Source organism: Dyadobacter sp. 676 (assembly GCF_040448675.1).
In the GTDB taxonomy this organism is placed as follows: Bacteria; Bacteroidota; Bacteroidia; order Cytophagales; family Spirosomataceae; genus Dyadobacter.
In genome coordinates, this window is sequence record NZ_CP159289.1 from 6,946,903 (window position 1) to 6,959,555 (window position 12,653).

General features: G+C 50.8%; 15 protein-coding genes. 6 read left to right on the forward strand and 9 right to left on the reverse strand.

The features are described 5' to 3' along the window. Positions 1-155 precede the first annotated feature (155 nt). Together ABV298_RS30430 and ABV298_RS30435 are read right to left on the reverse strand one after the other, a co-directional pair. Positions 156-515, reverse strand: a complete 360-nt coding sequence (locus ABV298_RS30430; RefSeq protein WP_353719879.1) for a nuclear transport factor 2 family protein — start codon at positions 513-515, stop codon at positions 156-158. An 88-nt stretch (positions 516-603) separates the two neighbouring features. Next, entirely contained in the window at positions 604-1,179 is a 576-nt protein-coding gene (locus ABV298_RS30435; protein ID WP_353719880.1) for a dihydrofolate reductase family protein, read from the reverse strand. A gap of 306 nt (positions 1,180-1,485) precedes the next feature. On the opposite strand from ABV298_RS30435, the gene ABV298_RS30440 reads away from it, so the two are divergent. Together ABV298_RS30440 and ABV298_RS30445 are read left to right on the forward strand one after the other, a co-directional pair. Continuing rightward, a complete protein-coding gene (locus tag ABV298_RS30440; protein WP_353719881.1) occupies positions 1,486-2,055 on the forward strand; it encodes a DUF4136 domain-containing protein in 570 nt (189 codons plus the stop codon). 364 nt (positions 2,056-2,419) lie between these two features. Further along, on the forward strand, positions 2,420-2,872 hold the full coding sequence (locus ABV298_RS30445; RefSeq protein WP_353719882.1) for a VOC family protein: 453 nt from the start codon (positions 2,420-2,422) through the stop codon (positions 2,870-2,872). Positions 2,873-2,902: 30 nt separating this feature from the next. Here ABV298_RS30445 and ABV298_RS30450 read toward each other — a convergent pair whose 3' ends face one another. Both ABV298_RS30450 and ABV298_RS30455 read right to left on the reverse strand, forming a co-directional pair. Beyond that, entirely contained in the window at positions 2,903-3,763 is an 861-nt protein-coding gene (locus ABV298_RS30450) for a hypothetical protein (RefSeq protein WP_353719883.1), read from the reverse strand. Positions 3,764-4,010: 247 nt separating this feature from the next. Next, on the reverse strand, positions 4,011-4,994 hold the full coding sequence (locus ABV298_RS30455; protein ID WP_353719884.1) for a helix-turn-helix domain-containing protein: 984 nt from the start codon (positions 4,992-4,994) through the stop codon (positions 4,011-4,013). Between the two features lie 130 nt (positions 4,995-5,124). On the opposite strand from ABV298_RS30455, the gene ABV298_RS30460 reads away from it, so the two are divergent. Next, the gene (locus ABV298_RS30460; RefSeq protein WP_353719885.1) at positions 5,125-5,691 is read left to right on the forward strand and encodes a dihydrofolate reductase family protein; all 567 of its coding nucleotides are present in this window, start codon (positions 5,125-5,127) and stop codon (positions 5,689-5,691) included. Between the two features lie 97 nt (positions 5,692-5,788). Here the strand turns inward: ABV298_RS30460 and ABV298_RS30465 are convergent, their stop codons facing one another. The 4 genes from ABV298_RS30465 to ABV298_RS30480 all read right to left on the reverse strand — a co-directional run bounded on the left by ABV298_RS30465 (position 5,789) and on the right by ABV298_RS30480 (position 8,500). After that, entirely contained in the window at positions 5,789-6,493 is a 705-nt protein-coding gene (locus ABV298_RS30465; RefSeq protein ID WP_353719886.1) for a S41 family peptidase, read from the reverse strand. Continuing rightward, on the reverse strand, positions 6,405-6,701 hold the full coding sequence (locus ABV298_RS30470; protein WP_353719887.1) for a hypothetical protein: 297 nt from the start codon (positions 6,699-6,701) through the stop codon (positions 6,405-6,407). The genes ABV298_RS30465 and ABV298_RS30470 overlap by 89 nt, the downstream gene beginning before the upstream one ends. A 151-nt stretch (positions 6,702-6,852) precedes the next feature. Further along, a complete protein-coding gene (locus tag ABV298_RS30475) occupies positions 6,853-7,647 on the reverse strand; it encodes an AraC family transcriptional regulator (RefSeq protein WP_353719888.1) in 795 nt (264 codons plus the stop codon). Continuing rightward, on the reverse strand, positions 7,574-8,500 hold the full coding sequence (locus ABV298_RS30480; protein WP_353719889.1) for a hypothetical protein: 927 nt from the start codon (positions 8,498-8,500) through the stop codon (positions 7,574-7,576). Before ABV298_RS30480 ends, ABV298_RS30475 begins: the two co-directional genes overlap by 74 nt. A 634-nt stretch (positions 8,501-9,134) precedes the next feature. On the opposite strand from ABV298_RS30480, the gene ABV298_RS30485 reads away from it, so the two are divergent. Next, the gene (locus ABV298_RS30485; protein ID WP_353719890.1) at positions 9,135-9,647 is read left to right on the forward strand and encodes an O-acetyl-ADP-ribose deacetylase; all 513 of its coding nucleotides are present in this window, start codon (positions 9,135-9,137) and stop codon (positions 9,645-9,647) included. 165 nt (positions 9,648-9,812) lie between these two features. Here the strand turns inward: ABV298_RS30485 and ABV298_RS30490 are convergent, their stop codons facing one another. Next, positions 9,813-10,574, reverse strand: coding sequence for an alpha/beta hydrolase (locus ABV298_RS30490; RefSeq protein WP_353719891.1), 762 nt, complete (start codon positions 10,572-10,574; stop codon positions 9,813-9,815). Positions 10,575-10,860: 286 nt separating this feature from the next. Between ABV298_RS30490 and ABV298_RS30495 the strand changes: the two genes are divergently transcribed. After that, positions 10,861-11,403 (forward strand): sigma-70 family RNA polymerase sigma factor, encoded by a 543-nt coding sequence (locus tag ABV298_RS30495; RefSeq protein WP_353719892.1) that lies wholly within the window; start codon positions 10,861-10,863, stop codon positions 11,401-11,403. A 107-nt stretch (positions 11,404-11,510) separates the two neighbouring features. After that, positions 11,511-12,614 carry a FecR domain-containing protein gene (locus ABV298_RS30500; protein WP_353719893.1) on the forward strand — a complete coding sequence of 368 codons (1,104 nt, stop codon included), beginning with the start codon at positions 11,511-11,513 and terminating at the stop codon, positions 12,612-12,614. The last annotated feature ends 39 nt before the right edge of the window (positions 12,615-12,653 follow it).

Below are 12,653 nucleotides of genomic sequence, written 5' to 3' on the forward strand. Positions count from 1 at the left end.
GTTGAGTTTGCGTAAATATAGGCCTAATTTGTAAAACGGCAGTCACAGATTAAACGCAAATATTGTACGCAGGGATTTGAAGGAAATCTCGTGAAGATTCCGTCGGCGTGCACTCCCTCAGAATGCACGCCGGCCCGAATTCCGGCGGAGGCCTATTATATGAAGAATTGCTCCGAGATAATTTTTCCGTCCGCCACGGTGTACACGCAGAGTTCGGTTAGTTTCTCACGATCCCGGTTTTTCATTTTCATGTCCATCGTCAGGACGAAGCAAAACGAATTGCCGGCAATTAAGGGCTCGGAAACGGTGGTGCCATGCCGGGATTCCACCATGGCGCTAAACTTCCTGTCCTTAGCCGTCATGGCTTTCAGGCCTTTGGTTTCTTTATCGAAGCCGGGAAATTCGAATGGTTCGGTGCTCACTGCGTTATCCGCATACAACTCTTCCAGGGCCTGGGTAAATTGTTCTTTACGGCAATAATCCGCCAAACGAGTTGCAATTTGCTCGATTGTCATAACTATCTGGATTTGGAGATAAATAACATTGATATTAACGCGCTTTTTATAAATCGTTGTGCAATCGTCAACCGGCGACAGGTATCTCTCAGGATGATTTCTTCAGGGAGCCAAGGTGCTTGTAGGTATTGATCAGCAGACCCGTGGGCGTGGTCCTGGAATCAACAAAAGCCAGCTCGCGGGCGTCGACACTGTCGGACAACAGGCGTTTTCCCTTGCCCAGCAAAACCGGGTAGGTAATGAGCACCACCTCGTCGGCCAGTTCCTGATCGAGCAACACCGGCGTCAGCGTCGAACTTCCTACCACGATGAGGTCGGGGCCTTCCGTAGACTTAAGTTTGCGAATGGCCTCCGTAACGTCCCCGCTCAAACTCGCCACCGGCCCCCATTCGAGACTGCCGGGCCTATGGGTGACGATGTATTTCGTTGCCGCGTTGATAGCATTTGCCATTGGAAAATCTCCGGCATTGGGCCAAAAACCACTAAATATATCGTACGTGTGCCGGGCAAGCAGCAGGTCGAAGTTCGGCCCGTAGGCCTCCAATAGCATTGCCGCCCCGGCGGGGCTTCTGTACGGCGTTGTCCAGGCGCCATAAGCATAGTCTCCGTCGTGTTCTATCACACCGTCAAGCGAGATATGCTCGAAAATTCTGATCTTCCTCATTTTTTTGTCGTTTAATTTTTGTCAAATTAGGCACGACGAAGCGCACCCATGCGGTGTAAGTGCGACAATATGCGGGTGTTTTTCACCGTCTCCCTGCCCGAAAACCGGGCACGGCGGCGGTGAAGAATGTTGCCATTAGCCGGTCGGCCGCAGTACTACGCCACGCGCGTTTTAACACCTTCATTTTTGCGAAAATTGCAACTAAATTTCCTCATTTTGCGTTCTTGCTGACGGCAAATTTCAGCCATAACAAACTATGAATTCACCCCGGTCCTGACCGGGCCGGATAAAACCGTTAATAGTGTTATGAAAACCGAGTTCTTGAAATGGCAGTTGTGGGCAGCGACGTTTTTTATAGCGCTAACGATCGCGGCCTGCAGTCGCGGACCACAGGTTGGTTTTGACCGTGATCCTTCCGTCAACCTCAAAAATTTCAGCACCTTTAAGGTAGAGGCCGAAAAAGGAGTTGCTAACGACCCGGTACTGGGCAGCGAACTCAATCAACGGAGAATGGCTAACGCCGTAATCGACGCGATGAAAGCCAAGGGATACGTGCTCGACGAGAAACGGCCGCAGATTGTCGTGAGATTCAAAATGGATGTACGCGACCGTCAGGAAATCCGAAGCAATTATCCTTACTATCGCTGGTGGTGGTTTCCTCCGATGTACGACGTGAGCACTTACAATTATCAGGAAGGCAGGCTGATCGTGAACATCTACCAGGCCGATACCGACCGGATGATCTGGCAGGGATGGCTTTCCGGCGAGGTAAAACAAGCACGCAAAAAGGATTCTCCCGACGAGAATGCAAAGAGTCTCGTAGCCGAAATCCTGCGATCCTTCCCCGAGTCGGCCGGCGCGATCGGACATATTTAACATCGTCGGGCGCTTATCCCGGCAACACCGTCAAAGCTGAAATCATCGGGAAGCGAAGATTAAAACAAAGCCTGGCAGCAATGTCAGGCTTTGTTTTCACATAACAGCTGCAACAAATTAGCTCACGGCAAAAGAGACACGGCTGATATTCAAAAAGCCTCAGCAATCGATCGGGACAATTCGTTTACCAGAAAGCTTTAAAGAATTCGCATCAGATTACAAGCCCGGCTTACGAACCGCACTGCTTGCCGCTTAGAAGTTTGAAAATATCAAATATCTTAGTCAATATTTCACCGGGTATAAAAATGGCGGATATTTTGACCTGGTTTGGCTACAAAAGTTTCTGAATTAAACAGATAAACACATGACCGGCAACAAACTACTGAGAATGGACAATATCGGCATCGTCGTGGAGTCCCTGGACGATGCCATTTCGTTTTTTACAGAACTTGGAATGAATCTCGAAGGACGGGCAACAATCGAAGGGGAATGGTCCGGACGTGTGACGGGTCTGACCTCACAGCGTGTAGAAATCGCCATGATGGTTACCCCGGATGGTCACAGCCGGCTCGAATTATCGAAATTCCTCGCTCCTCCCATAGCATCGGATCATCGGAACGCACCGGTGAATGCGTTCGGGTACCTCCGGGTCATGTTCGCCGTGGCGGACATCGATGAAATGGTGGCCAGGCTTTCCAGGCATGGCGCCCGGTTGGTTGGCGAAATAGTTCAATATGAGAACTCGTACAAGCTCTGCTATATCAGGGGTGTGGAAGGCATTCTTATCGGGCTGGCGGAGGAAATCGGCAAGCATTAAAATTTGATTCACAGCGCCTCCGGCTGAACCTCAATACCTGAAACTGATTTCAGACTCGTTGCCTGCCTGGGGATATTCGGGATAGCGGACGGTTATTTTCAATCGTTGTAATTTTTTGTCTTTTATCTGAAACTCCTGCGTTGTGATCCGGTCCGTTTTGAATGTACCCTCCTTGCCGGGCACTTTGTAAGTGAGCCTGAGTGGCAGCCGCCCCTTCATAGCATACAATACGGGAAAATTGTATACGGCGTAATCCGGGTTCGCAAAGTCGTCGATAAAAATCCAGGGATCGTAGTCGAACTCCGCAGAATAGGCTTTAAGAGTAGTAAGCGTCTGATAACCGTTCGATTGCTCCGTGCGTATTTGAACGAGCTCGCCGGCTTTGTCATATTCATAGTGGTGCACGACGTCCAGCCGGGTGCCCGCGGGCGTGATCTGGTAGCGTTCCAGCTTCTGGACGACGCCCGCATCGTCGTAAAGGAAAACGAGCTTCTGCGCGTTGTCATAGGGTCCCGCATTCTTTTTCACCAGTTGGACCGTTTTAAGCCTGCCTTTACTGTCATACGCATAGACCTTCTTCGACAAAGAACCTGCCACATCGATGCCGGAGAGTATTAGCCCCTCATATTGGTGCGTTTTCAGTTCGGTTCGGCCGTTGGAGGCCGAATAACGGATGTAGTCTATGGCGCTGTCGGCCCGATAGTTAATCGAGGCTTTGTAGTCAAATGTCTCCCAATGGATTTCCCGGATCAAATGCCCGGATTTCCGCACCGTTTGATCCGGCACAGGCTGAGGCTCGGGATCGGGCCGCCTGTCTTTGGAACAGGCGATCAGAAAAAGTAAAGCGACCTGCATCAAAGCAGTAAGCACGCGTTCGTACACGATTTTCATGGCGTGAAAAATGGAGTTGAAGTAAGAACGAACGGGATGCGACGCTGAAAGTACCGGCAAGTATATTCGTTTGCCACAGATGTGTCAACTTTTGGAGACAGACAGCACATTTCAGAAGACGAACGGCAAGCCCGATTTTCATGCCGCGCATCGTCGGGCACTTGCCATTATTCGACATTGCCTCACTCTAGTCGATTCCGGTACGGTGAGTCAATCCCGCTAAAATTCACCCACATTCAGTCCCCTTCTAATCCAGGACCGCTTGCCTGTTGTATTTGTTACGATAGTCGGCGGGCGTGAGGCCTGTGATCTTTTTGAATACATCGCGGAAAGTTTTTGTGTCGGTATAGCCCACTTCGTACATCACTTCGCTCACATTCATCTTGCCGGATTCCAGCTTTCTTTTCGCGGCTTCTACTTTCACCCGCTGTACATATTCATTCACGGTATTGTTGGTGAATTTCAGGAAACGGCGTTGAAGGCTCCGCCTGCTGATCGCGAACCTGTCGGCCAGTTGGTCGATGGTGATTTTATCGAGGTAATTCTGCTCGATGAAATTCTGTGCATTTTTAACGTCTTCGTCGATATGGTCTTTTTGCCCTTCGAAAATAATAAAGGGCGACTGGCTCGGCTTATCGATATCGATCACAAAACTCTTGGCAATCCGGACGGCCATTTCGCGGCCCGCATATTTCTCGATCAGGTGTACCAGCAGGTTCAGGTACGAGAATGCGCCTCCGCTGGTGTACAAGCCGTCCTGGTCCGAGATAATCTTTGAAGGGATCAGATTGGCTTTGGGATACGTTCTTTTGAATTCGTCGGCCAGCATCCAATGGGTGGTGCAGGGCTTCCCGTCCAGTAAGCCGGTGGCCGCGAGCAGGAAAGCCCCGATACAGAGGCCGGCGACTTCCGCACCCTGGTTGTACTGCCGGATTATCCATGGAATGAAATCCTTATTCATTTCGGCCGCTTCCGCCTGGTCGCCTTGCATGGAAGGAATGATGATCAGGTCGGTTTTGCCGACGTCCGTTATCAGTACGTCGGGTGCGATGGTGAACAGGCCATTCCGCTGCGGTACCTGATGTGCCAATCCTACCAGCTGGATCCGGAAGAGCGGGCCCTGCCCTTTTTTCTGCCTGATTACATTGACCTCCGATAAAATCTGCAGACTGCCCTCGATGTTGACGAGGCTGCTTTGCCCCAACGGTACGATGATCGAAATATGCTTCATAACAAGTTTTCAAATAGTTGGCATCATACCCCCCCTTTGATTGTCACTAAACCCTATAAATAGTCCTTTGTGCCGGCGATAGTTTTGTACATTGGAAATTATAATTCAAAACAAACAAAATACTATCAAAATGAGAAAGCTGGTTTTATTTGCGCACATGTCCCTCGACGGTTTTGCCGGTGACATAAATGGTGGCCTCGATTTCCTGTCTTACAACGATGAGCTGCAACAATTCGCCGAGGAGCTGGTCAAAACCGTCGGTGCTCCGGTATATGGCAAAAACACCTACCATTTAATGGAAGGCTACTGGCCTACCGTCCTGAACAACCCGAACGCAAGCAGGCACGCACTTCAGCATGCGCGATGGGTGCAGGATATCCCCAAAATAGTTTTCTCGACAACCCTGACCAGTGCCTACTGGAATAATACCACATTGATCAAAAGCAACGTGGAGGAGGAGGTAAACAAGCTGAAACAACAGCCCGGCAAAGACCTCGTGATATTCGGGAGCCCGGGGCTTGCCAAAAGCCTGATGAATCTCGGACTGATAGACGAGTACAAACTGAGCCTTCACCCGGTGATATTGGGAAAAGGGATCAGTTTGTTCGACAGCAATACGCAGATGAGCAAATTGAAATTGCAGGAGTCGAAAACGCTTGGCTCCGGCGTCGTTACATTGCATTACACGAATCGCTGACCGGCTATTCGAAGTCCGGCCAGTCGGCGATTTCCGCGGTGCCAGATTATTGGTACCGGGCAAATTTTTGACCGGCCGGCCCGGATCGCCTTTCTTCTTACTTCAATAACCCCGCAACGGTGTCCAGCCCGGCACCTTCGGCGACGACGTAATCAGGCTGAATGCCGGTCCCTTCCCAGGTCTCGCCTGTACCGGGACGTGTGGGTGCGCCGGTGGAAACGGAAATAAACAGGTGCTGATTGACCGGGTACCACGAGTTCATAAATGCGGCGCCGGCGGAACGCTGTCCGACGATTTTTGCACGACCATGTTTTTGCAATGCAAACGCAAATGCCTCCGCGGCCGAGGCGGTGTGCCGGTTAACTAATATGTACAAAGGTTTTTCATAGCGGGGTTCCAGCAGCCAGTCGACCGTCATATCGCTGCGACTGCTTCCGTTTCTCGTTTTGAATTCCAGCAAAGATGTCTGTGCAGGAAGAAAGAAGCTTTCGAGAACGCTGCCGACGGCGCTGCCCCCGCCCCCATTGTTTTGCAAATCGATAACCAGCGCCTTGCTGTTGGCTACAAAACGCATTGCTGCAAACAAGATGGGCAGACTTTTGGCCGAGATATTGATTTCCGAAATTTTAAGGTAGCCGATGTTGTCTTCCAGGACTTTTACTTCACGAAAGCCGAAATTCCGTTCAACGGCTTCCTTCGAGTCGAAAAAGGGATTATATCTGCTGTTTGGAGTCGTAGAATCGGAGCGATTTTGCCGGGGGGTTTTGCAAGCCCTTAACGGTCTTCGGGTCGTACCGGACATACAAGTGTCCGTCGTTGCTAAACTGTTGCAGGCTCTTTGAGATGGCCTCGGCCAGCTCATTCCAGCTTTTAGCGTTGTTAAACCTGCCCTGGCCGTGAACCGTTTTGAGATGTTGTGCTATTTTTCGCCCCTTTTCGGAAAAAACATAGGCGGTATCGATGGTTTCGGCCATAACGCTGATGGCCGCTTCCACTTCCTTCGGTGGCAAGCTTTGCGGTAATGCCGGTTGAAAGCATAGGATGGAAACTATTATGCTAACATAAACCCGGACTGACGTGATTCGTAACATATGCTGGTCGATTGGTTTGAAAGCAAAGTTCCTCCCGTTTCGACCAGCAAAATTGAATCAGATTAGCCTGCTACATTGCCCGGTATTCCTTGGGTAAAAATCCTGTGATTTGCTTGAAAGCGCGGGTAAAATGCGCCTGGTCGGCAAACCCGGATTCGTGCGCGATGTGCGTCAGCTGATAGGGTGTGTTTTTGATCATCGCGAGCGTTTTCTTAACCCTGAGCTTCAACATGTAGTCGCTTAATGTACAACCGAAATACCTCGGAAAATATCGGGATATCGTTACCGGATGGACCCCTATTTCCCTGGACAGCGCTAGCAGGCCCAAATGTTCGTTCCAGCGGTCGTGCAACAGTTCGGTGATTTGCAGGATCCATCCCGGCGGCCGGGTGCAAACCTTCACGCCGGCATCGAGCAGGCCGAAAATTACCGTTGTAATCGAATCGCCCGTAAAGTGTTCAGGGTGCAGCGATTGCCGGTAAGCCCTCAGCAATTCCAGTTCGGCAAGGGGATTGTTGTTAATGGCGTCGTCGATGTTTTCCTCTTTGACATCATATGTTTCAAAAAACTCCGGCGCAAATTCGATGTTGAAATTACGCGACCCGGGCACAGTCTTGCTGTTTTGGTGCGGTTCACCGGCATGAAAGAATACCGCCTCCCCCGCCTTGCGATAGCATTCGCTTCCCTGCCTTTTTTCGAGTGTCGCACCCGCCAGCAGCATCGTTATATGCGGGTTGGCATGCGCATGCAGGGCCACATTGGGAAGATTTTCCTCTGTATAGGAAGTAAGACTAATCCAGATGCCATTCGACAGGCACCTTGTTGAGCTGGTCCCTAAGTAGGCGGCAGTCGGCAGGATTTCCATGTTCGGCTTTTCCAGGTGTTCGGGAGTAGTCAAATATAACGGTTTCAACATAACGAGTCGCGGGTAGTGACCTCGTATAAGTCCCCGTAAAACTTACGTCGAGTTCGACGTAGCCACTCTCCGGAATGGTGATCGGCTGTGGTAAATCGCTCGAAATGCTAGCGCCCGGCAACACACCTACGAAAAAGTCGGCGGTATTGGAAATGACACCGTCGGAGGACACGATGCGAATTTTATAATTTCCATCGTTGAGATCTGCGGGGAGCGTACCACTAATGACATTGGAACGCCCGCCGTTTGCGATCGTCCGGAAATTGAGCTCATCGGCACGCGACAGTTCCATGCTGAATGTGGCATTACCGGCACTTCCATTGGAAATGGAGAATGGTACGCGGATCTGGTTACCGGCACAAAACCGGTTGGTCGTAAAGTCGAAACTCATAACGTTGATCTTGTACGGCAGTACTGTGATGTAGGTCGACAGATTTGCCGGCTGCGTCCCGCAGCTATTGATCATGGATTCGAGCGTATAAACCGTGGTAGTACCAGGCAAGCCGTTGATGGGGATAACGGCTTGATGGGGCTCTTCGAAAACAAGGGTATGGTCGGTGGTGCCGTCGGAGTAAACCAGCGACGATGCCCCGCCGCCTTTGGCCGTGAAGTTCACGGACCATTCCCCATTGTCGGCCAGCATGACCGGCTGCTCCTTCGTACCCGCGGGGGTAACCGCAAAGTCCGTCAGCGGTGAATCCACGCCGAACTCGTAGGTTTCACTCGTCAGAAACGGGTTCTTAGACACCACTTTCATAGCCGACAAATAGATATTGCCATTCCTGCTTGCGGGAATTTTCACTTTATATGTCCCGCCCGCACGCACGGTTCTCAGTGTTGTGAAATTGCAGCAATCCGCGTAGCCCTGGATTTGAAATTCGTTATCCGCACCAAACTTGCCCGGCGCCAGGATCGAATCGAAAGGCTGGAATCGGAATGCATTACTTCGATTTTGCCATCCACCAGTTGCCCGGGGATTTCCGAAACCACAGGCAGGTTATCGCCTTTTCTGATTTGAACCGTAAACTTATTGTCGGCATTATATTTGCCGTTAATCCTTACCTGTATTTTTTGAACCGCATTCAGGCAGGCCGTTTCCGGATAAGTAATCGCGATGGACGGGGACTGAGCTAAAAGAGAAAAACAGGAACTAAAAGTTAATACAAAGAGAAGGCAGAGTTTTTTCATATAGAGGTGGACATTCAATTCCAAACATAATGAAAATGCCCGGTTGTAACCAAAAGGAATTTCATCGTTTAACGGGATACAATTCCATAAAATGGCGAAATGCCGCTTGCCGATCGGCAAGCGGCATTTCGCACGAATAATTTTTAAATATCTTTTTACATTCACATCATCCGATCGGCTAATGTAAAAAAAGTTAATAACCATGCATTGGACCCGGCGGTCCAGCCCTACCTAAACTCACAAAACCCATGATAGAAGTAATACAAGGCGATATCACCAAAATTCAAGTCGATGCCATCGTCAATGCGGCAAATACATCGTTGCTGGGCGGAGGCGGGGTCGATGGTGCCATCCATCGCGCCGGCGGCAGCGCGATACTGGAAGAATGCCGGAAGATCAGGGACAGGCAAGGCGGTTGTAAAGTCGGCGAAGCGGTGATAACCACCGCCGGCAATTTGCCGGCCAGGTTTGTAATTCATACGGTCGGGCCTGTGTGGAAAGGCGGCGACAACAACGAGCATGTCTTACTGGCATCCGCTTACCGCAACAGCCTCGAACTGGCCGTAGAGAACAATATCCGCACGATTTCATTCCCGAATATCAGCACAGGCGTTTACAGGTTTCCCAAGCCTGCCGCTGCCCGAATCGCCATTGACACTGTGTCCGATTTTCTGGAAACTGCCCGCACCATCGAAAAAGTCGTTTTTGTATGCTTCGACACCGAGAATTACGACATTTACAACGCTTACCTCTCCCGCTAATGTGTGACACGACGGCCCGGACAACGCTTTCCCAATGGATACGCCCCGGCAGGTTACTTCAAAAAGCTGTTCAGATAGTCCAAAATCGTTGTTGTCTGCATCATCAGGCTGACATGCCCTTGCGACGGAACCACAGCCAGCTGCGATTTCGGCATCACCCCGAAATCAGCACATACGCCCCCCTCCCAGCAGCTGATATGTTTTTGCCAGCTCGATTTTGTCCAGCCCGTCGTTATCGCCGGATATGATTAATACGGGAGCGGAAATTTTCGAGACATTGGAATCGCCGAGGTTAAATGGTACCACCGCGTAAGCGATCATTTGTTCAAGGAAATTCGTCCATTTTGTTTTGTCGGGCGCCACCGCATCGTATGCAGTTTTCATTGGCGTATTCGCAAAGAGCTCGGGCTTCATTGTTTTAAACCCGTTGTTGACTTCCGGCAACCAGCCTTCACTTTTGTAGGCAGCAGAAATGATAACCAATTTTCTTACCCGCCTGGGGCTTTGTATCGCGAACTGATAAGCCACGGAACCGCCAAAACTGTATCCAGCTACATCGGCGCTGTCAACTTTTAAATAATCCATTACTCCTTCCACATCGCTTGCCAAAACAGCGTGCGATAATTTCCGGTCCGAAAACGGTGTGTGTCCGTGGCCTTGCAATTCGATGGCAATTACTTTTCTGGTTTTCGATAGTTCGGGAATCAATTGTCCCCAGTTGAGATCGATTGTCATGAAAGCACCATGCAGTAAAACCAAAGGCTTGCCCTGGCCATATACTTCGTAATAAACTTTAACGCCGTTAACGGGCGCGTAGCCACTGTCGGCTGGTTTGGATTGTTGCCCGTTTGCCCTGAACGCGGCGAACAGTATAACAACCACTAAAAATGATTTAAGGAAATGAGGTGTTTCGAATAAATTTTTCATAACGCTGTCTGGATTTTAGTTTTGAATTTTAATGACAATACAAAATTGCAGGCTGCGTCAGGATTTGAGACGGTGTGAAAACGACAATTTAAGGGATGAATCCTGCCAAAGCGGATCATCGTACCGTCACTGTCCGAATTTACCGCCACTGCGTGTCACGGCGGAGCAATTAGCGGCTCCGGGATTACCTCCGGATTTTCATGAATTTTGTTAAATTTCACTTCACCCTTGCAGAACATAGTCAATCCGCATCTTTGAGCAGTATTACCAGCTACCGTGCCACAACATGAACAGCGAACAGGAACTTTGGAGGGCTTTTCAGGATGGAGACGAAGACGCGTATACCAGCCTTTATCACCGCCATGTGCGGGCAATGTACCGGTACGGGCTTAGCCTGGTGTCTGTTTCGGAGGCATTTGTCCTGGACTGTATCCACGATGTTTTCACCGAAATATGGATCCGCCGGACGCGGCTTTCTATTCCCGACAATGTCCGGCATTACCTCTTGAAAGCACTCAAAATAAGGATATTACATTTACTGAACAGGAAGGAGAAGTCTTATACGGGCTTTTCTGAAAGCGAATTTGACGACCTGTGGCCGGAGCCTTCGGCGGAGGACATCCTTATTCTGGGGGAAGAATCCAGAAGCCGGACGGAACGTCTCGGCAGGCTGGTTGACCTCCTGCCCCACCGCCAGCAGGAGGCCATTCGCCTTCGCTTCGTCGAAAATCTCGACTACGGTGAAATCGGGGAAATGCTTTCGGTAAACCGGCAATCGGCCCGGAACCTGGTTTTCCGGGCATTGGAAAAGCTGCGTGGCTGGCTGTAACGGGCAACTTTTATATCGTCATTCGACTACCTAAAAAAATTTTCATCCGCTTCTGAGTATGATTCGCCAGACAATGTTATCTACTGGCAAACAATCGCCAAAAACTTGTGAATCCAGATTACACAGCGTTCGGGACCGTCGACTTTGCCGTAGACGACCGGTTTTTGTCATATTATTTCAAACCCGACAGCGCTTCGCGGCAATTCTGGGACGCCTGGCTGGCCGCGCATCCCGACAAGGAATCCGAGTGGCAGGAGGCTCGCCGCCTGGTCGAAGCCGTGGTGCTCGGGCTAAGCGACTATGCGCGCACCTACCTATCCGAGGAAGCCGAAGCGGAGCTTCTCGCCCGGATTCAGGCTACGAACCGTATGCACAACCGGCCTCGTTTTTTAGGAACGCGCTCCTTAACCCGGGTAGCCGTCGCCGCGTCCATCGTGATCGCGTTGGTCGGCGGGAGTTTCTGGTTTTTGAAAACATCGTCCGTCCGTCGGGGATCATATGCGGAAAAGGTCGGCGGAATGCCCCGCGGGATGAAGGAATGGGCGAACCGCGGCGGTAGCCCCGAAACGTTCACGCTGCCCGACAGCAGCAAAGTAACGCTCTCACCTGGCAGCCGGATCAGCTTTCCGAAAAACTACGGTCTCGCCAACCGCCCCACCTGGCTCTCCGGCCACGCGGTCTTCGATGTGTCGCGGAATCCCCGTAAACCGTTTCTCGTATATTCCGGAGAGGTGGTGACCAAAGTGCTCGGGACGAAGTTCGAGGTCAGCGCGTTTGATCATGACCGTGATGTAACGGTAAGCGTGATCAGCGGACAAGTATCTGTATATGAACGAAAAGCGGCCAGCAAACCGACCGCCGCCACGCATTCGGGAGTATTGCTGGCACCAAACCAGCAGGTGGTGTTCGTGCGCCGGACGGGCCAGTTCAACAAGGCGCTTGTCAGCAACCCGTCGGTCATTGCTTCCGGCACGGCCAGTTTCATCTACGACGAGCAGCGTGTCGCGCAGGTACTCGACGACATTGCCCGGGCCTACGGCGTCGAAATCGTTTACAGCCGGGAAATTCTGGAACACTGTTACCTCACGGCCGATCTGGCGCGGGAAACTCTTCAGGAAAAACTGGATATTATCTGCCGGTCCATCAATGCGGATTATGAGATCGTGGAAGCGCAGATCATCATTAATTCCGCCGGATGCAAAATCAACTGAACCCATTATAAAACATAACCCGAACCCGGCCTATGCATA